This is a genomic window from Limnobacter sp. SAORIC-690, from assembly GCF_002954425.1.
GTDB classification, from domain to species: domain Bacteria; phylum Pseudomonadota; class Gammaproteobacteria; order Burkholderiales; family Burkholderiaceae_B; genus Limnobacter; species Limnobacter profundi.
Genome location: NZ_MQVZ01000001.1, coordinates 2,046,450 through 2,065,926, shown reverse-complemented (window position 1 = coordinate 2,065,926; position 19,477 = coordinate 2,046,450). Strand labels below are relative to the sequence as shown.

Annotated in this window: 20 protein-coding genes; 3 read left to right on the top strand and 17 right to left on the bottom strand. The window is 54.0% G+C overall.

Annotated elements, in window-relative coordinates; genetic code table 11:
• Positions 1–235 precede the first annotated feature (235 nt).
• From flgL to flgB, 11 genes are read right to left on the bottom strand one after another with little or no spacing between them, the layout of a single operon-like run.
• The gene (gene flgL / locus BSZ31_RS09900; protein ID WP_105028621.1) at positions 236–1,213 is read right to left on the bottom strand and encodes a flagellar hook-associated protein FlgL; all 978 of its coding nucleotides are present in this window, start codon (positions 1,211–1,213) and stop codon (positions 236–238) included.
• Positions 1,214–1,233: 20 nt separating this feature from the next.
• Positions 1,234–2,967, bottom strand: coding sequence for a flagellar hook-associated protein FlgK (gene flgK, locus BSZ31_RS09895; RefSeq protein ID WP_105028620.1), 1,734 nt, complete (start codon positions 2,965–2,967; stop codon positions 1,234–1,236).
• Between the two features lie 30 nt (positions 2,968–2,997).
• Positions 2,998–3,411, bottom strand: coding sequence for a rod-binding protein (locus tag BSZ31_RS09890; protein WP_105028619.1), 414 nt, complete (start codon positions 3,409–3,411; stop codon positions 2,998–3,000).
• Positions 3,412–4,557 (bottom strand): flagellar basal body P-ring protein FlgI, encoded by a 1,146-nt coding sequence (locus tag BSZ31_RS09885; RefSeq protein WP_105028618.1) that lies wholly within the window; start codon positions 4,555–4,557, stop codon positions 3,412–3,414.
• A 13-nt stretch (positions 4,558–4,570) separates the two neighbouring features.
• Positions 4,571–5,260: a flagellar basal body L-ring protein FlgH gene (locus tag BSZ31_RS09880; RefSeq protein ID WP_240605683.1), complete on the bottom strand. Its 690-nt coding sequence runs from the start codon at positions 5,258–5,260 to the stop codon at positions 4,571–4,573.
• Positions 5,261–5,308: 48 nt separating this feature from the next.
• A complete protein-coding gene (flgG, locus tag BSZ31_RS09875) occupies positions 5,309–6,091 on the bottom strand; it encodes a flagellar basal-body rod protein FlgG (protein WP_105028616.1) in 783 nt (260 codons plus the stop codon).
• Positions 6,092–6,104: 13 nt separating this feature from the next.
• Positions 6,105–6,842: a flagellar basal-body rod protein FlgF gene (gene flgF / locus BSZ31_RS09870; protein ID WP_105028615.1), complete on the bottom strand. Its 738-nt coding sequence runs from the start codon at positions 6,840–6,842 to the stop codon at positions 6,105–6,107.
• A 25-nt stretch (positions 6,843–6,867) separates the two neighbouring features.
• Positions 6,868–8,181, bottom strand: a complete 1,314-nt coding sequence (flgE, locus tag BSZ31_RS09865; RefSeq protein ID WP_105028614.1) for a flagellar hook protein FlgE — start codon at positions 8,179–8,181, stop codon at positions 6,868–6,870.
• A gap of 27 nt (positions 8,182–8,208) precedes the next feature.
• Positions 8,209–8,880: a flagellar hook assembly protein FlgD gene (locus tag BSZ31_RS09860; RefSeq protein ID WP_105028613.1), complete on the bottom strand. Its 672-nt coding sequence runs from the start codon at positions 8,878–8,880 to the stop codon at positions 8,209–8,211.
• Positions 8,881–8,893: 13 nt separating this feature from the next.
• The gene (gene flgC, locus BSZ31_RS09855; RefSeq protein WP_105028612.1) at positions 8,894–9,316 is read right to left on the bottom strand and encodes a flagellar basal body rod protein FlgC; all 423 of its coding nucleotides are present in this window, start codon (positions 9,314–9,316) and stop codon (positions 8,894–8,896) included.
• Positions 9,317–9,332: 16 nt separating this feature from the next.
• The gene (flgB, locus tag BSZ31_RS09850) at positions 9,333–9,785 is read right to left on the bottom strand and encodes a flagellar basal body rod protein FlgB (protein WP_105028611.1); all 453 of its coding nucleotides are present in this window, start codon (positions 9,783–9,785) and stop codon (positions 9,333–9,335) included.
• A gap of 191 nt (positions 9,786–9,976) precedes the next feature.
• On the opposite strand from flgB, the gene flgA reads away from it, so the two are divergent.
• The 3 genes from flgA to flgN all read left to right on the top strand — a co-directional run bounded on the left by flgA (position 9,977) and on the right by flgN (position 11,618).
• The gene (flgA, locus tag BSZ31_RS09845; protein ID WP_105028610.1) at positions 9,977–10,681 is read left to right on the top strand and encodes a flagellar basal body P-ring formation chaperone FlgA; all 705 of its coding nucleotides are present in this window, start codon (positions 9,977–9,979) and stop codon (positions 10,679–10,681) included.
• Between the two features lie 114 nt (positions 10,682–10,795).
• Positions 10,796–11,086 (top strand): flagellar biosynthesis anti-sigma factor FlgM, encoded by a 291-nt coding sequence (gene flgM, locus BSZ31_RS09840; protein ID WP_105028609.1) that lies wholly within the window; start codon positions 10,796–10,798, stop codon positions 11,084–11,086.
• 16 nt (positions 11,087–11,102) lie between these two features.
• Complete coding sequence (gene flgN / locus BSZ31_RS09835; protein ID WP_105028608.1) at positions 11,103–11,618, top strand: flagellar protein FlgN; 516 nt, start codon at positions 11,103–11,105, stop codon at positions 11,616–11,618.
• Here flgN and BSZ31_RS09830 read toward each other — a convergent pair.
• Genes BSZ31_RS09830 through flhA form a run of 6 tightly spaced genes read right to left on the bottom strand, consistent with a single transcriptional unit; the run spans position 11,593 to position 18,927 of the window.
• Positions 11,593–12,033 (bottom strand): response regulator, encoded by a 441-nt coding sequence (locus BSZ31_RS09830; RefSeq protein WP_008251752.1) that lies wholly within the window; start codon positions 12,031–12,033, stop codon positions 11,593–11,595. The two genes, flgN and BSZ31_RS09830, sit on opposite strands and share 26 nt — an antisense overlap.
• A gap of 13 nt (positions 12,034–12,046) precedes the next feature.
• A complete protein-coding gene (locus BSZ31_RS09825) occupies positions 12,047–13,945 on the bottom strand; it encodes an ATP-binding protein (RefSeq protein ID WP_105028607.1) in 1,899 nt (632 codons plus the stop codon).
• Between the two features lie 6 nt (positions 13,946–13,951).
• Positions 13,952–14,668 (bottom strand): RNA polymerase sigma factor FliA, encoded by a 717-nt coding sequence (locus tag BSZ31_RS09820; RefSeq protein WP_105028606.1) that lies wholly within the window; start codon positions 14,666–14,668, stop codon positions 13,952–13,954.
• A 25-nt stretch (positions 14,669–14,693) separates the two neighbouring features.
• The gene (locus BSZ31_RS09815) at positions 14,694–15,452 is read right to left on the bottom strand and encodes a hypothetical protein (RefSeq protein ID WP_105028605.1); all 759 of its coding nucleotides are present in this window, start codon (positions 15,450–15,452) and stop codon (positions 14,694–14,696) included.
• Between the two features lie 23 nt (positions 15,453–15,475).
• The gene (flhF, locus tag BSZ31_RS09810) at positions 15,476–16,810 is read right to left on the bottom strand and encodes a flagellar biosynthesis protein FlhF (RefSeq protein ID WP_105028604.1); all 1,335 of its coding nucleotides are present in this window, start codon (positions 16,808–16,810) and stop codon (positions 15,476–15,478) included.
• On the bottom strand, positions 16,807–18,927 hold the full coding sequence (flhA, locus tag BSZ31_RS09805) for a flagellar biosynthesis protein FlhA (RefSeq protein ID WP_105028603.1): 2,121 nt from the start codon (positions 18,925–18,927) through the stop codon (positions 16,807–16,809). Before flhA ends, flhF begins: the two co-directional genes overlap by 4 nt.
• Positions 18,928–19,477: the final 550 nt, after the last annotated feature.

Here is a 19,477-nt window from a genome sequence, read left to right as displayed (position 1 = left end):
CTGAACTTGCAATGGGTCGCACGATGACCAGTCAGAAAACTTGCCGGCTTGGCGCGCAGAGACTAACGATCGCGCTTGCTTAGTGCAGGCTCAAGACAACAAGCCGAAATGCCAAGTTTTCGGGCAGCGGTGACCCTTCAAGTTTGGCTCCCAGTCACCGATCCCGCACGGAAGAAACACCCCACGCCGAATAGGCAAGAAACCAGCAGGAAACCGCAGCTGCGTCCCTTCAAGTTCAACCAATAAAGTTGAACAAGGTAAGTTGCGAGGTGCTCGCAAAGCTCTGTTGCGCAGCCTGAAGCTGCAATTGGCCCTGCGACAACTCACTGATGGCCTTGGCATAATCCAGTCCCACCGCCTCGCCAGCAACGCGCTCAAGCTCTAATTGAGCCGATTGGTTGATTTGCTGCAGCGTTTCAACTTCACGCAAACGAACACCCACCTTGGTGCGGGAAATTTGAACCTGATCAAAAATATCGTCGAGCTGCGCACCCTTGTTGTTGAATGCTTTCAAATAGGTGTCTTGCGGTGTGGCGCCCTCCTGACCATTGGGATAGGCAGGATTACGCAACAAAGCCACCGCATCCCGAAGAATGGCGAATGCGTCTTCGTTGGTATTCGGGTCAACAAATGCATCTTGCCCGGTAATGCTCAGGTTCACAAAACGACCGCTGGCCACTTGAATTTCACGGCCAACCACAGCCTCACCAGCCGCAGCAGTGGTGGTTTCAAGGAAAGTACCAGTGATTGCGCCACTGGGAGTCTGGAATGGCTCTTGATCCTGGAATGTACCCGAGAACATGAAGTAGCCATTGGCATCGGTGCGGTTGGCAATACCACGCAACTCTTCCATACGTCCTTCAATGTCTTGCGCAATAATTTCACGGTCGGCTGGGCTCAGCGCGGCGTTACCAGCCTGCAGAAATGCTTCCTTGATGGACACCATGATGTCGGAAGCGGACTGCAAGGCTACATCCATTTGACCCAGCTGGTTGTTCACGTACGTGATATTGCTTTGGTAGCTGTCAATGGTTTTAACACCCGCCTTCGCACCCAAGGCCACCGACATGGCCAAGGGGTCATCAGATGGTTTCAACACGCGCTGCCCGGTTGCCAGCTGCCCCTGTATTTTCACCAGTTCAGTTTGCTGTTTGCTCATGCGGTCTGTGCTGAGCTTGAAGTACTGGTTGGTGCTGATTCTGCCGATTGCCATAATTTTTCCTTGAAACCCGATCAGAACATACTGAGGATTTGGTCAAACAATTCTTTGGACAACGAAATAACGCGTCCTGATGCCTGGTAAGCCTGCTGAAACTTGATCAGGTTGGCGGCCTCTTCGTCCATGTTCACGCCCTGCAATGCATCGCGTGAATCGGCAATCTGATTCAACACAGTTTCGCGCGATTCTGCGGCCAAATTAAATTCACGTGTTTTGTTGCCCACGCGGCTGACCAGTTGGTTAAAACCATCTGAGATGGAAACACCCGCTGAGTTATTGGACTGAGACAGGGTGCGTGCCGTCTGCAACGCAGCGACTTTCAAAATATTTTCGTTGTTACCGATACTGGGATTCACGGCCGACGAGGCTGCAACTTCCGATGGACGGTCAAGCGCTGTACGCATATTCAATGCTGCTTCGCGCACTGGCATCAACACGAAGCGATCACCTTCCTGCGGCGTGGCATTGTTCAACTGGAAGCTGAGCAAGGGTGCACCTGCGGGGTCGCGAATTTCATAGTAGTCACCACCAGGATCGGTCACCAGGTTGGCGGGAACAAACGGACCGTCCGAGCCCACTTCGCGATAACGGGGCTGGCTACCCACAATTTGAACTTCGTATTCTGCAGGGCCAAGCTTGGACAAATCCAGGCCACGCAAGGTAACCTGCGTGGGGTTCACCGTGCTGTTGTTCACATTGGGAACCACGCGGGAAATGTCGTCCACAAAACTGCCGCTGCTACCGAAACTGAATAAGGCAGCGCCTGGATTACCATCCAAATCCACGCCCGCAGTTTGAATATTGTTGACCGCCTGGCCAATTCGCGCAGCCAACAGGCCAATGGTGTTTTGGTATTCGGTCAGCTCATCTTCCCGGAAACTTAAAAAACCAGCCAAGGCACCATTGCCCAAACTGCTTGAATCGAATGCCAACAAGCGATCTTGGCCATTCACATTGGTGGTCATACCCACCAGCAGGTTTTGTGGGTCTTGAGGATCCACCTGAGTTTGTACTTTGAACTGGGTAGTACCAATAACCAATGACTGGCCATTCGCCAAAAACAGGTTGGTCGAACCATCCGCCATGTCCACACGGGTGGTTTGCACCTGCTCGGACAATTGCAAAATCAATTTGTCCCTGCGATCCATCAAATCATTGGGCGGACCGCCATTTGAGGTTTGATTCAGCGCTGTCACGATCTGATTATTCAAAGAGGCGATCTGCGATGTCGCGTTGTTCAGTTGCTCAACAGCATCGCGCACCTTCAAGTTGGTGGCACTACGCAATTCGTCCATGACCGTGTTCAAACCGTTGAAACGTGAACTCAGGGTTTCGGCAGACGACAAATAGTTTTGGCGGGCAGCCAGATCGGCCGGGTTAGTCGACAGTGTCTGCGCCGCACCAAAGAAAATACTCAATGCGCTCGACAAGCCAGATGCATCATCCGCGATCATCGCGTCTACGCGTGCAATTTGCTGGGCCTTGGCATTGTAGAAAGCTGCGTCTGAGGTGGCTTTCTGTTCCTGCGAATTGATGAAATCGGAATACACCCTTTGTACTGACGCAATATCGACACCTTGCCCAATGTAGCCAATGTCGCTGCCTGTTGAGGGGCGCGACTGTTGGATCACCTGCTGGCGATTAAAACCAACGGTGTTGCTGTTCGCAATGTTGTTCGAGGTGGTAGATAGCCCTGCCCGGGCCGCATTCAGGCCGCTGAGCGCAATTCCGTAGATCGAGTTCGACATAATTCAGGATCCTTTGGTGTCTTGAACGACTTAACGGTCGGTTTTCGGGAAAGTTGAGGGGAAGTCTTTTTTAACCTGTCCCGGCGGGAAAATGATTTGCTCACCACCCACGCCGGCACCCGCCTTAAGCTGCCTTGCAATTTCGCCAGCCAACCCCAAACCCTTGCCGGACAATTTTTGCACCAGTTCCTGGTCGTACATGCCTTGGTAAGTTTTGGTGCTGGAATCGGTGAACAAGCCACCCTCAGGCGTGGCATCCCGCATACTCTTCAAAGCCATTTGTAAAAATATAGACTCGAACTGAACAGCCACTTTGTCGATTGCCGCATTGAATTCCTCGCTGCCACGCTCTGCGCGTGCGCCACGCTTCAAACCCTCCAGGCTGCGGGAGTCCATCGACAGCATTTGTTGGGTGTCTACCGGGTTGTTCGACAATGGCGTCATTTAGATCACCTCAAGTTCAGCTTTCAGACTGCCTGCGGTTTGCATGGCCTGCAAGATGGAGATCAGGTCGCTGGGGGTTGCACCCAAGGCGTTCAGCGCTTTGACCACATCCGACAATTGCGCAGCGCCCTTGATTTCAATCAGCTCGCCACCGGCCTCGGATATTTGAATATCCGCCACCTCGGTGACCACAGTTTCACCTTGACCAAACGGTGCTGGCTGCGAGATCACCGGTGTGGACGAGATTTTTACGGTGAGGTTGCCGTGCGCGACAGCGCAGTTTTCCAACATCACCGCCTGGTTCATCACGACAGAACCCGTGCGCGCATTCACAATCACTTTGGCGCTGCCCATGGCTTTGTTGATGCTCAGTTCCTGAATGCGCGACAAAAACGCCACGCGGTCGTTGGGGTTGGAAGGTGCACGAACCTTGATGGTGCGGCCATCCAGCGCTTGGGCCACATTCGGGCCCATGTTGTTGTTGATCGCTTCAGCCACGCGAATGGCGTTGGAAAAATCGGTTGTCGTCAATTCCAGCTGCAAGGTTTCACCCAGCAGGAAGGGCGAAGCCACTTCACGTTCAACCAAGGCACCTGCTGGAATGCGACCTGCTGACAAATGATTGATCACGGTTTTGGAGCCCCCCGCAGAGGCACCTGCACCACCCACAATCAGTTGGCCTTGGGCCAAGGCGTACACCTGGCCATCAGCACCTTTCAAGGGGGTCATCAGCAACATGCCACCACGCAGGCTTTTTGCATTGCCGATTGACGAGACAGTCACATCGATCGCTTGGCCAGGCTGAGCAAAAGCGGGCAAATTGGCAGTGACCATGACCGAGGCCACATTTTTCAGCTGCAAATTGGCGCCTGGGGGCAAGGTAATGCCAGATTGCTGCAGCATGGACACAATGCTTTGACTGGTAAACGGCGTTTGCGTGGTTTGATCGCCAGTGCCATCCAGGCCGATTACGATACCGTAGCCGTACACTGGGTTGGCGCGCACGCCTGAAACGGTGACCAAGTCACGAATTCGGGTTTGTGCGTCTGCCTGCGTACCAAATGCCATGACCGCAGCGGCGGTCAGTGCCAACACGGCGGCTTTGATGATTCGGTCTTTCAGTTCCGGGAAGGAAATGCGTTTCATGGTGTGGTCCAGTTCAGAAAGGCAATACAGTCAGGAAAAAGCGGCTTAGCCAGCCCATGGCTGTGGCAGAGTCCAAAGCTCCTTTTCCGCGGTATTCAATGCGGGCATCGGCCACCTTGGTGCTGGGCACCACATTGCCGGGCAAAATGGTGATGGGGTTTACCACACCACTGAATTTCAAATACTCCACTTCGCGGTTGGTGCCAATCTGTTTTTCGCCCACCACCTGCAGATTGCCATTGGGCAATACGCTGGCAACCGTGACCGTGATGGAGCCTGTCAGGGTATTGGCGGCCTTGCTTTCGCCTTGACCCGAGAAGTCTTTGTCGCTGCTGGCGCTGCCACTGATGGCCTTCAAATCACGGCTTCCAAAAAAGCCCTGAATAAGCGGCACATCAATGCTGGCCGAGTCACTGCGAGACGCATTCATGGAATTGGTTTGAGCGGCATTGATTTGTTCGATGATTTGAATGGTCAGCGTGTCACCCAAAAAGCGGGCGCGCTGGTCTTCAAACAAGGGCCGGTAAGTGGCCGGGCTGTACAAGCTGCCCGTGGGTGCGGCCATGGCCAGTTGTGCTGGCTGCTGAACAGGCTGTGGCACGGTAGTTTGAGCAGGCATGTCTACTTTCGGTGCGAAAGTTGAACAAGCCCCTAAAGTTATCGAGAACGCTGCCGTTAAACCGATTAGTACCAATCTTTTCATGCCATACACTCCATCAGAACACATTCAGTGTGCCCAATGTTTCAAGAATCAAAGCTGAGATAAGCGCTGTAACATCTGGTCTGATGTGGAGATTGCCTTGGAGTTGATTTCATACGCACGCTGGGCCTGAATCAAACCCACCAGCTCTTCCACCACGTTCACGTTCGATGTTTCCACAAAGCCCTGGGAAATGAAGCCAACGCCATTGGTGCCTGCTACAGCCTGAGTAGGAGCGCCAGAAGCTGCCGTTTCAGAGTAAAGGTTCTGACCCATGCTAAACAAGCCGGCCGGGTTTACAAAACTGGCCAACTGAATTTGACCAAGCTCCTGCGGTTGAACCTGGCCCTGCACCACTGCGGAAACAACACCATCTTGAGAAATCGAGATTTCCTGGACACCTTGTGGAATGGTGACCGGGCCAAGAATTGGGTACCCGTTGGAAGTGACCAGCGTACCGTTGGCATCAATCTGAATGCTGCCGTCGCGGGTGTAGCTGGTGGTGCCATCGGGCATTTGAACCTGAAAAAAGCCCTGACCATTAATGGCCACATCCAGAGTATTGCCGGTTTGCTGCAGATTGCCCTGCGCAAAATTTCGCACGGTAGAAACAGGCTTTACACCGGTACCAATCTGCAGGCCGGAAGGTACCTTGGTTTGCTCGGTGGTTTGTGCACCGGGCTGTCGAAGTGTTTGATACAGCAAATCTTCGAACACGGCACGCGAACGTTTAAATCCATTCGTGGCGGTATTGGCCAGGTTGTTGGAAATCACATCCAGCTGGGTTTGCTGGGCATCCAGGCCTGTTTTTGCAATCCACAAAGAACGCATCATGATGGTTTTCTCCTTAGTTCATGCCAAACAGGCTGTTGGCGGCCTGGCCGTTTTCTTTGGCCGTGCTGATCATTTTCATTTGGGTTTCATACTGACGGGCAGCGGTGATCATTTGCACCATCATGTCCACCGCATTCACGTTGCTTGATTCGATAAATCCGCCAGCCACACGCACATTCAAATCAGCTTCGGCGGGGTCACCATTGGCGGCGCGAAACAAACCATCGTCGCCCCGGTTGATTTGCTCTTGCGGAATATTCACCAGTTTCAGGCGGCCCAGTTGAACCACATTGGTGTCGCCACTGATGGGAATGGCAGACACTGAACCATCGCCTTCAAAGGACAGTCGGTGATCGGGTGGTACATTGATGGGGCCGTTGCTGCCGATGACCGCATAACCTTCCTGGGTCACCAAATTACCCTGCCCATCGAGTTGGAAGGAACCGTTGCGGGTGTACGCTTCGTTACCTTTCGCGTCGTTGACTGCAAACCAGCCCTCGCCTTGAATGGCCACGTCCATTTCTCGACCCGTGGACTGAATTTGTCCTGGCGTGGTGTCAAAGCCAATGCTGGTCTCCACCGCAAAGCTTCTGGAACCACTGCCCTCGCCTGTCACGGGCGCGCTTTGAAACGCCATGAGTTGTTGCCGAAACCCGGGCGTGTTCACGTTGGCCAGGTTGTTGGCAATGTTCTCTTGGCGAGACATTGTGCCTTTGGCGGCTTGGGCTGCCAGGAAAATCAGTTTGTCCATTCTTGCGATCCCGCTTCAGTTCACATTAACGAAGGTTGGTAATGGTCTGGAAAATTGAATCTTGCGTTTTAATGGTCTGTGAGTTGGCCTGATACACGCGCTGTGCGGAAATCATGGCGACCAGTTCAGCCGTCAAATCAATGTTCGATTCTTCCAGCGCACCCGACTGGATAATGCCGAATGCGGTGTCTTCGCTCAGCGAAACCAATTCAGGTCCCGAGGAGTTGGTGGCCAACCAGCCATTCGACCCAACTGGCTGCAAGCCTTCCGGATTCGGAAAACGATACAAACCGATTTGTGCGTGGTTCACCAACTGGCCGTTGGCGTAGCTGATGGTCAACATGCCGTCAGCACCCACATCAAAACCTGCAAAAGGTGAGGATTCATAACCATCCTGCCCCAGGTTTTGAACCACAAACGAGCTGCCATACTGGGTGGTGTTGCTCATGTCGAACGTGTATTGGTTTGGGGCTGTGCCAGTCGAAGAGAAAGGCACACCACTTGCGGTCACGAAACGTGACATGTCAACTGTCAGATTTCCGCTGTTGGGCGTGGTCAACAAACCGTCTACGCCGTATTGAAGGTTGGCTGAAGTCGATTGCGCAGGTGCAGTGGTTACAGCCACGGGCGCGGTGCCAACGTCGACCTGAGTACCGTCGACCGTTGCAAACACCGACCAATCATTCGAGGCTTCTTTGCGCATGTAAATGGCCATGATGTGTGCGCCACCCAATTCGTCATACACCGTCATCGACGTTGAATTGTTGAAAGTGTTCAAATTTGCAGGATCGAAAGCCAATGCAGGATCTATTGCCGTGGCACGTGCATCCAGGTTCAGGTCAAGGTTGGCGGAACGGGTGGCAGCAGGCGGAATGCTGCCGCGTGGCACCAGAATATCCTGGGCAACATCGGAGGGGCGGCCAGTGGCTGCATCCACGGGGAAGCCTTGCAGTTTGTCGCCACGGGAGTTCACGATGACGCCTTCATTGTTCAAAGTGAATTGACCGTTGCGGGTGTAAATATTGTCACCATTGCCAGCCTGCACCTTGAAGAAACCGGTGCCACTGATGGCCAGGTCCAAAGGGTTACCGGTCACATTGATATTGCCCTGCTTGAAGTTTTGCGTAACCGCTGCAAGGCTGGTACCCAAGCCGATGCCGTTGGTGGAACGTGCGCCGTTGAACGCGCGGGCGAACACATCGGAGAACTCTGCCTCTGATCCTTTAAAGCCGACCACACTGGCGTTGGACACGTTGTTTGCAATGACTTCCAAACCGCGCTGCGCTGCGTTCAGACCACTCAAACCCTGCTGGAAACTACCACCTGCTGAAAAAGCCATGCTTGACTCCTTGGAAAAATCTTTAAATTAGAAAACCTGCTTGATGTCGGCGAATGTAATTTCGCTGCCATTGCTGGTTAAAAGTTTGGTGCCTTCCGCGCCTGCGTTGCGCACGCCCTGAACCACGGACAGGGTCAGTGGTGTGACGCTGGCGTCCTTGCCTGCTGCTTTTGCTTCAATCTCAAATTTGTAGTTGCCCGCGGGCAAGGTGCTGCCGTCGTTGCTTTTGCCGTCCCACTCAAACTCGTGCGTGCCTTTGGATTGCGGACCCAGTTCGATGGTGCGCACTACATTCGCACCTGCGTCCAGTACATTCACGCGCAAAATGTCGGCGCTCTGGTTCAATTCCATGGATCCCACGGCCTTGCCATCCACCAGTTTCAGGTCGTTGCCTTCAGTCAGCACCGCGCGGCCCAGCATGCTGGTGGCTTGCACGGTTTGGTTGGCGTTGATCGAAGCCGCCACACCTTCCATGGTGGCGTTCAGTGTGTTGATGCCGGTGACAGTATTCAATTGCGCCATTTGGCTGGTCACCTGAGCGTTGTCCATGGGGGCCAGTGGATCCTGGTTTTTCAATTGGGCCACCAGCAGGGACATGAAACGTTCCTGAATCGCCTCAGGGCTGTTTTCATCGGCTTTCTTTTTTGCTGCTGTGGTGCCGCTGTTGTTGCCCAGTGCGGAAGTTACGTCAATCGTCATTTTTCATTGCTCCTTACTGGTTGCCCATGTTCAAGGTTTTCAACATCAACTGTTTGGCTGTATTCATTACTTCTGCGTTGGTTTGGTAGCTGCGCGAGGCGGCCAGCATGTCGACCATTTCTTCCACGGCATTCACGTTGGGCATGTACACATACCCGTCTTCGTCGGCCATGGGGTGCTTGGGGTCGAACATTTTTTTGGCCTCAGACTGGTCTTCCACAATGTCTTTCACCTGCACGTTCTCAGCCAGCGAGGCCTTGCCAGGCGCTGCTTTTTGAAGCACGGCTTCGAACACCACCTTGCGGGCCTGGTAAACAGAATTGGGATCGCCAGCTGCCGTGTCGACGTTGGCGAGGTTGCTCGCCACTGTGTTCAGGCGTGTGGTTTGCGCTTGCATCGCGCCACCGGCCAGTTTGAAAGAATTGAATAGCGACATATTGTTCCCCTAAGCCTTATTGGTTACCCGAGCCCATGGCCTGCTTCAAGGAAGAAATTCTTCCGTTGATGGCACGCAAGGCGGCTTCGTATTTCACTGTGTTTTCTGCAAAGGCGGCGCGCTCGCGGTCAATGTCAACCGAGTTGCCATCAATGGCGGCGTTGTTGCCACGACGAAATTGCAACATCTCGGCCGTGCTCATGCCCGCATTCCCTTTGCCGGTGATGTGGCCCTGGTGGGTGACTGCCAAAGCGCCGGCACCATTGCCCAGGCCCGGATTGACCGGAGCGGTCATGGATCCTTTCTCGCCCGTGGCTGCTTTCAGTGCGCTTTGAAAATCGAAATCGACTGCTTTGTAATTGGGGGTGTCTACGTTGGAAATGTTGGAGGTCAATACCTCTTGCCGACGTGCTCTGAGTTTCAGGGCCTCGGCAGAAAACTGCATTGCATCAGTGAGTTTGTCCAACATCTTTTAATCCTTCATACACGGACGGATGGATGGATTATTGAATTGATGCTGTCAAATCAAAGTGGAGAGAAAGGGGGGAAAGGGCGCTCTTTTTCTGCTTAGGGTGCAGCAAGCTCCCGCCTAGGATGTTGTCATCGAGGCAGGAATTGTTTCTTACAGTGACATTTACGGCGGCAACGCCCAAAACTTGAATGAAATTTCACACTTTTTTTAACATCGCATTTCAAGTGCTTTTTGGCTTGGGGCTTACTCAGGCCACCGCAGCACAGGCCGACAGTTCTCGCTGGGTGACTGAAGCCCAGCTAAGTGAACTGGTGGACCCCGCCCTGCTGCCACCTGGCGCAAGCGTGGATGTGAAGTTTGTAAAAGCCGATGAACGAATCGGTAGCCTGCAATGCCCCGCTGCACTGTTTGCCAATTCGGCAGGCAACAAAATGTGGGGGCGTACTTATGTGCGCGTGCAATGTGTGGGCTCAGACACAGCTCCCTTTTTTGTGGGCGTAGACGTGAAAGTGTGGGCGCCAGTGCTGGTGGTGAAAGGAACTGTTCAATCGGGCCAAACGCTGGGTCTGAATGATGTTGAATTTCGAACCATGGATTTAAGCCAGCTGAGCCATGGCTGGGTCAGCGAGCTTGCACATTTAAACAACAAAACAGCAGCCCGCCAATTGTGGCCAGGTACCCTGTTGAAACATGACCATTTGCGCGGTCAGGCCTTGGTGAAAAACGGCGACACGGTGAAGGTGATGATGAAAGGCCCCGGCTTTGCAATTGGTGGCACTGCGGTGGCCATGGGTGAAGCCGAGCTGGGCGAGGTGGTAAAAATCAAAACCTCGCAGGGCAAGATACTTCACGGTGTGGCGCGAGATGCACTACTGGTTGAGGTTAGTTTGTAGGGGGGATCCTCAAAAAGTAGGAATTCTTTCGAGAATTCGTTAAAGTTAGGTGGAATCGAGCCGTTAAGAAAACATACGAAACCCACTTAGGCTCTGCCCAACGCGGAGGACATCATGAGTATTAACAGAATAAACCCGGGAAGCAACCCGATTGACAAACTGACCAAGCCACAAGGTGGCAGCAAGTCAGCATCGGTTGGTTCCACAGAGAAAACCAGTTCGGAAGGTGCTGTAGCCAAGCTTTCCGGACAATCCAGTGAGCTGAGCGCTGCAGGTGCTCCGTTCAATGCCGAGAAAGTGGCCGAGATCAAAGAGGCCATTAGCAAAGGCGAGTTCAAGGTCAATGCCGAAGCGGTTGCAGCCAAGGTGATTGAAAGTGCTCGCGAGTTGCTTGGTCAAAAGTAACCGAGGATTGAAGATTATGTCGCACGCTGACGCAGCAAAAAATTTATACCGCAACCTGGCTTATGAATGTGACATGGCCATGGCGCTGGTTGATATCTTGCTTGAAGAACAGGCGTGCCTTGTAAAACTGCAAACCACTGAACTGAACAGCCTGGCCCTTCGCAAGGAAGCCATGATGCTGGAGCTTGAAAAGCGTTACCTGAACAACGTTCAATTGGCCAAGGCCGAGGGCTTTCAGCCCAATATGGACGGTATCGCGCTCTGGGTCGATGTGCTTGCTGCACACGAACCCCGCCTATTGGGCACTTACTCCACACTGCGCACCACCCTGGCCCACGCACAGCGTTTGAACAAAACAAACGGGGAGCTGGTGACTGAGCAACTGGCTGGGCTACAGGAAAGAATTTCGATTTTGACTGCGGCTGCGGTGGCTGAACAAAAGCCAACCGCCAGCGACACCTACGGCCCCAAAGGCGGCATGAGCCAGTCAGCCCTGACCGGTGGCGCTATGCCCCGCGCGGTAATTCGTTGATCGTTAACCAATACGACACCAGTGCAGAAATTCGGGTCAGGTACTGATCGAATTGCACTGGTTTGACCGCAAAGCTGTTCACTCCCAATTCATATGAACGTTTCACATCGCTGATTTCGCGCGATGAAGAAAGCACCACGATGGGCATGGTTTTAAACACATCGTGTGAACGCAGAAACTTCAACACTTCCAGGCCATCCAGCTTGGGCAGTTTCAGGTCGAGCAGCACAAGCTTCGGCAAATTCAAGGCTGCACTGTCTTTGGGGTGATCTTCCATCAGCTGTTTGAAGTACTCAATGGCTCGCTCACCGTCTTCAAGCAGCACGGTTGTGGAGCTTGAAGAGGTTTTGCGTACCACGCGCAATGCAAGATCAGCGTCGTTGGAATTGTCATCAACCAGTACTACATCAGCCATGGCAAATATCCTTCTAGTCGTTCAGGTCGGCGTGCTCAGGCAAGGTGAATGTGAAGCAGGCCCCCTGGCCCAACTCACCCTTGGCGCTGATTTCGCCGCCGTGACGTTCAATGATTCGTTTCACAATGGCTAGGCCTACCCCGGTGCCATCGAAATCTTTTTTGTGGTGCAAACGCTCAAACACGTTGAACAGTTTGTCGGCGTACTTCATGTCAAAACCAGCGCCGTTGTCTTGCACACTAAAACTGTAAAAACGACCTGTTTTTTCACAGTCAATGGTGACCTTTGGCTGCGCCGCTTTGCTGCTGAACTTCAGGGCGTTGTCGATCAGATTCATCCACACCTGTTTCAACAACACGGGGTCGGCATACACGGGTGGAAGCTCGCACAACTCCACCACGTTTTTGCGCCGGGCGTCGAGTTGATCCAGAATTTGATCCAGCAGCTGTTGCTGGTCTACTTTGACGCGCGCAACATCGGTGCGCAGCAAACGCGAAAAGTCGAGCAAGCCGTCAATAAGACCGCCCATTTGACGTGCGTTGTTGCTGATTCGATCGAGCAGGCCGCGGGCATCTTCCGGCAGGCTGTCGGCGAAGTCTTCCTTCAGAATGCTGGAAAAACCATCAATGGCGCGAAGGGGCGCACGCAAATCATGCGACACCGTGTAGGTGAAGGCCTCGAGTTCGGAGTTGCTGCGAGTAAGCTCGGCAGTGCGGTCGTTGATGCGCTGCTCGAGCGTGCCGTTCAAGCCCTGCAAATCGTCTTCAAAAACCCGACGCTCTACACACAAACCAAGCAGGCGAATGGCGGTTAAAACGCGCAACACGTCATCATGACCTGTGTTGTTGACACCTTGCTGGGCCACCATGATCCAGTACTCGGGCTGATTGGGCTCAACGGCTTTGCGCAGTGCAAACCACACCGCAGTAATGCCAAGTTCGCTTGCCCAATTGTCTTCAAAATAATGCTCGGGTTTCATTTTGGCGATCCAGACCAAACCATGCTGGTCGTGGCCTTCCAGGGGCTCACAGAGTTGCTCGGCCTTGTCCCAAAATGCCTGCCCTTTTTCAAGTGGCATGCGAAGGTTGGGGTTGGTACCCCGCACACGCCAGTGGTTGTGCTCGGATTTGTCGCGAAAACCCAGTACCACTTCGGCATGCACGGTGAGGCAGTTTTTCAAACCACGCGCATACGATGCCGCCAACTCGGGAATGGGTGCAGAAAGCAACACACCTTGCAACAGCGAACGTTGCAGGGAAAGCAACTGTTCATTCAGGCGTTTCTGCGTGCGATCGGAGGACACGCCCATGTAGCCTACAAAATCGCCGTTGGCGTTGTACAAAGGCCGGCCAGTGGATTCAAAAATAATACGCTCAGAGTTTTGGGGCCAGTACTCAAAGCAAACCCGATCAAAGGGTTGGTGACTGTCCAGTAGCTCTTTGAAAGTGTCCCAGTTGTAGCGCGGGTCAATACACTTCAAGCCTTCGACGTCCCACCGGGCCAAACCATCAAAAGGCAATTTGAACCCGCTTTTGGCGTTGCTGTTTTGATCTTTGCCGCGGTAGATGATTCGCACAATGGTGTGGGCCGAATCCTGGTGCCAGTACCAATCGCCCGAGAGTTCCACGAGGCGGCGCAACTGGCTTTCAGACTGGATGGACGAGCGGATGATTTCAAGCAGGCCAGACATGAGCTTGTTGCCCATGAACCACGCACCCAACACGCCAAGCACCAAGGTGAAAAGTACAGTTAAATTCCAGTTGGCGGGATCGGAGGTGGTGGCTGCCATGTAAAAAGCGGTCAAGGCCAGCGGACCAATGCCGGTGAGAATCACCAAAATCAGGGAACGATTGACCCTGGTGCGGGATTGCTCAAAAGTTTTCGGTTTTCCCTGGGCTTTGGGATCAGCCATGTGTGCTTAGTGTTCGCGAAGCTTGGCTTTGAGGCGACTCACCGCCTGTGTGTGCAACTGACACACCCGGGATTCAGTCACGCCAAGGACAGCGGCGATTTCACGGAAGTTTAACTCTTGCTCATAATACAGTCCCATGAGCATTTTTTCACGCTCGGGCAGGTCTTCAATGGCCTGGATCAGGTTTTCCCGAAAACGTTGATCACCCAGCATTTCAAGCGGATTGGCCTCTTCGTCGCCACCTATCTGACGATCCAGATAGCCTTCACCATCGCCGTCGTCTGCATAGTCGTCGTAAAACACCAGCGATGCACCGCGCGAATCAAACAACATTTCCTGGTATTCGTCCAGACTCACGCCCAAGACTTCAGCAATCTCTTTTTCAGTGGCGGAGCGCCCCAGTTTTTGCTCGGCTTTCAGGGTTGCGGTTTCAATTTTTCGTTGTGCCTGGCGAACGCCGCGCGGCATCCAGTCGGCTGAGCGCAGTTCATCGAGCATGGAGCCACGAATTCGCTGGCTGGCATAGGTTTCAAACTGGGCGCCCTGCCCTTCTTCAAAGCGGGTAATGGCGTCCATCAGGCCGATCAGGCCGGCTTGAATCAGATCATCGATTTGCACCGATGCGGGCAACTTGGCAATGAGGTGATGCGCCAACCTGCGAACCAGAGGGATGTACTGGTCCACCTGCTTTGATTTGTCTAAAGTGCCCTGGGCTGTGTACATGGAGTCTGTGCTTCCTGTCTTGTTATTACGCCAGTGCGTGTTCGTCGAAAGAGCAAATGGCCTTTGCGATTCTCCGACCTGCCGCAATCATCTCCCGACCGACCTGGTTCAAGGCTTTGCCCGAGGGCAAGGCTGGCAAATGCCCCGCATACTGCAGGGGATTGACCAGAAAGCTCGAAGTGCTTTCCAGCAAATTTGCGAACACGTGATCGGCTTCATCTGTGCTTCTTACACCCGCAACAATAACACGATGGTGAATATTTTCGTCTACCCCTTTTGAAGAACGAATGGCCTGAAAGGCGCGGGTAACGGATCGGGCGGTGGGTTGCACCACCCAGTACCAGTCGTCTTGCGGGGAAAATGCCTTGGCCAGTTCCACTGCCTCGTAAGGCAAGGTGGCATAAAAGCGGTCACAGCTGACCGGCATGCGGTGAAGCTTGCCCAGCAGGGCCAGGGATTGAGCCGGCTTTTTGGCCAGGGCTTCAAGACCGATTCGGGCCACCACCAGGTATTGGGATTCAGCAAGCTCGATGACCTGGTCTTCCAGATTCAGCTTGCCATTGAAAAATTCGATCAGATCGGTGCGGGCATGCGCAGGCAACAGTTGAGGAAGGCCTGCGGCGGACCCGTCAAACAACACGGTTGAGCGTTCAGAACGTGCCTGCTGCTCCAACACAAAACGGGCCAGGCAGGCTGCGTAATCGCTCCCCATGTCACCAAGAATCGGGTGAATGGTGGCGGCCTTGCGGCCCAACAAGTGTCGAAGTGTTTTGGCTTGATCCATAGGATTCAGTAGACCATGAAACTTTAGATTCCAGTCGCAGAGACTTGGGCCATTTTCCATTTCAATTCCTCGCTCGAGGCCTGAAAAGCCTGGCTGCTGCGCGCGCGCATGGCGCGGTGCACCAACACACGTGGGTCGGCCGGGAAAAGATCTTCAGGCACGCGCTGGCCGGTGGCAATGTAGTGCAAGGCCAATTTGTGGCGCATGACCACATCAAGCACTCCGCCAATTTTGATGGCTTCATCCAGTTTGGAGAGAATGGCACCATTCAGGCCCGTGCTTTTGTAATGGCGCACCACGTCATCCAGCGTTTCTGGCTGGCTGGTGGCATTGAGCAGCAACACGCGCTTTACATGGCTGTCGGTCAGAATTTTGGTTTGCTCGGCCACGCGCGAATCGCGTTGCCCCATGCCCACAGTGTCAATCAAAATAAGTCGCTTGCGTTGCATGGTATTGCGCAACTGGGCCAGGTCGGCATGGGTTTGTGCGGTGTACACCTGCACGCCCAGAATTTTGCCGTAAATGCGCAGCTGATCTTGCGCGCCAATTCTGTAGCTGTCGGTGGTGATCAAGCCCAGCGAGTCGGCACCATACTTCACCACGCAACGCGCGGCCAGTTTGGCGGTGGTGGTGGTTTTGCCCACACCGGTGGGGCCGACCAGGGCGAATGTGCCGCCGGTTTCAACAATGTCTTTGTCGGCCGGAACCACATTCAGGTTTTTCTTGATGACATTCATCACCCAGTCTTGCACCTGGCTGTCGGAAAGATCCGCAGGAAGTTTTTCAACCACTGTGCGTGCAAACAGGGGGGAGAATCCGGATTGGGTGAGCTGGTTCCACAACTCGCCGCGCTGGGGATTTTTCTCCAAGGCATCGCGCCAGGTGATCATGGCCATTTGGTCTTTCAACAACTGGCGCATTTGCTTGATTTCTTCCAGCACTGCAGTTTGCTCGCTGGCCATGGAATCGCTGGCCGCTTGTGAACGGCGCTTGGCCACCTCCGAAATCATGTCATGTTCAGGCAGGGTTTGCGGTATTTGATGCACAGCGGGCGCGCGGTTGATCAGCACGTCACGCTGCGCGGCCACCTGCTGCGCAATTTTCTCCGCAGGTGTAGGCTGACGTGTTGCGTCCTGAGCGGCCAATTGTGTGCGCTCAGCCTTGGTCCACGACAGCGGCGCCGACTGGGCTGCTGGTTTCTCTGTCACAGTGTCCAGGTCTTGCGAGGATGCGGCCAGTACTTCAGTGCCTGCAGCAGTTTGCTTGGTGGACAAAATGATGGCGTCTTCACCCAGTTCAGCACGCAGCTTTTGCAAGGCCTCTCTTGTGGTGGGGGCTGTGAATTTTTTCAGCTTCATGCTTTCGCTCCTACGACTTGCGCAACGCGGATAGTACGGTTTTCAGGAATTTCACTGTGCGACAACACCCGAAGATTGGGTGCTGCGCGCTTTAACAATCGCGCCATGGACAAGCGCAGTGCATCGGGCACCAGCAGCACGGGGCTTTGGCCCAGCTGTTCTTGGCGACCTGCCGCATCGGCAGTTTGGCGGGCCAGGTTTTCTGCTAGGTTGGGGTCAATGCCCACCTGGTCTTGCCCTGCCGCGGTGTGCGCATGGGTGATCATTTGTTCCAGCTTGGGTTCCATGACCAGCACATTCAGGTCTTCGGTGGTACCAGCCAGAGCCTGCACAATGGCACGGCCCAAGGCAATGCGCACTGCGGCTGTCAGTTCAAGCGGGTTTTTGGTGCGAACGCCGTTCTCGAGCAAGGTTTCAAAAATGGTGCGCAAGTCGCGAATGTGAACGCTTTCTTCCAGCAGGTTTTGAAGCACTTTCTGAATCACGGCAACATCCAGCAACTTGGGAGTCAGGTCTTCCACCACTTTCGGAGAACTTTTCGCACAGTGGTCCAGTAGCTGTTGGGTTTCGGTTCGGCCCAGCAATTGGGCTGCTGATGTTTGCAAGATATGTGAGAGGTGCGTGGCCACCACAGTGGAAGCATCCACAACGGTGTAACCCGCTGCATTCGCTTTCTCTTTTTGATCATCTGAAATCCACACAGCAGGCAAACCGAATGCCGGGTCGGTGGTTTGCGGGCCTGGCAACTGCATGGTGACGCGACCAGGGTTGATGGCCAGGTGTTGGTTCGGGAACACTTCACCTTCGCCCATGCACACGCCTTTGAGCAAAATACGGTACACCGAGGGGCGCAGTTCCAGGTTGTCGCGCAAATGCACGGCAGGTGGCAGGAAACCGATTTCCTGTGCAAATTTTTTGCGAATGGCCTTGATGCGTTTGAGCAAATCGCCGTCTTGCTTGTTGTCCACCAAGGCGATCAGTCGGTAACCCACTTCAAGCGCAATGGTGTCGATGGGCACCAGGTCGTCCCAAGTGGCTTCTTGTGCTTCGGTGGTGGCGGCCTTGATTTTGGCCTGGTCGTCAGTGGTGGCCACCACTTTCTGTATGTTGCCTTTCTGGGAAAGGTGATAAGACAAATATCCAAAACCTCCTGCAAGCAACAGGAACACCAGTGTGGGCATACCCGGAATAATGCCCAACAAGGCCATGATGCCAGCGGTAATGCCCACGGCCTGTGGAGATTTCAGCAATTGGCTGGCCAGCTGGGTGCCGATGTCTTGCCCCTGCCCCACGCGTGCCACCACCAAACCTGCGGCAATCGAAATGACCAGTGCGGGTACTTGCGCCACCAGACCATCACCAATGGCCAGCAGCACGTAAGCCGTGCCAGCATCGGCAAAGGTCATGTCGTGCTGCATCACACCCACCGCGAAACCGCCAATGATGTTGATGATCAGAATCATGATGCCGGCCATGGCATCGCCACGCACAAACTTGCTGGCACCGTCCATGGAACCAAAGAACTCCGCTTCCTGACTGACTTCTGCACGCCGCTTGCGGGCTTCGTCTTCAGCGATCAAGCCAGCATTCAAATCCGCATCAATTGCCATTTGCTTGCCGGGCATGGCATCCAATGTGAAACGCGCAGACACTTCAGCAATTCGGCCGGCACCTTTGGTGATTACGACAAAGTTGATCAACATCAAAATGACGAACACCACAATACCAACTGCAAGGTTGCCGCCGACCAAGAAGTGACCAAAAGCTTCAATCACTTTGCCCGCGGCATCGGGGCCTTCGTGACCATGCATAAGCACCACGCGGGTTGAGGCGACGTTCAGGCTCAAGCGCAACAGGGTGGTTACCAGCAGAATGGTGGGGAATGCAGCAAAGTCGAGCGGACGGGTGGTGTACAAAGCGGCAACCAGCACCATGAGGCTGATTGCAATGTTGAAGGTGAAAAACAGATCGAGCGCGAAAGGCGGTACAGGCAAAATCATCATGACCAGGATCAGGATGATGAAGATTGGCGCGCCGAGGGTTTTCACCTTGTCGCCGGCCAGGCCTGATTTAATGAAGTCCAAAGAGAATGCGGTGGAGGCCACAATTCCGCCCATCAAGTTGTTAACGGTTCAATTATGGAAAACTTTAGGTTTTCTCAACGGAGGAATTGAAGGCGAATTACCGTCTTATTGTGGATTGGGTTCCGATCTCTCGCGGTGCGTTAACTGCCCGATCGGCTTGGGTTCCGATCTCTTGCAGCTTTCTTGGTAGCTCAATCGGCTTGGATTTCGCTCTCTCGCCAGAAAACTTGTTGATCCCTTGCTGAGCCTTGCGATGCCTGAGAACGGCCCTCCTAAACTGCGGGTCGGGTCCGTTCTCTGTCGCCCATGCCGGGCAACACCGGCCCTGCTCGGCACGCAAGGGCAGGTTTTCTTGAAGGCGAGGCGATCGAAACACCGCCGCCGATTGGGCTGTGAAGCCAGCCGCGAGTTGCGTGGTGGAAGAGATTCACCAGTGCCAATTAGGCTTTGAACGCAGCCGCCAGTTGGTCGGTGGCGCAGAGGCGTTGGTCCGTTGAATTGGGAGCTGAACTTGCAATGGGTCGCACGATGACCAGTCAGAAAACTTGCCGGCTTGGCGCGCCGAGACTAACGATCGCGCCTT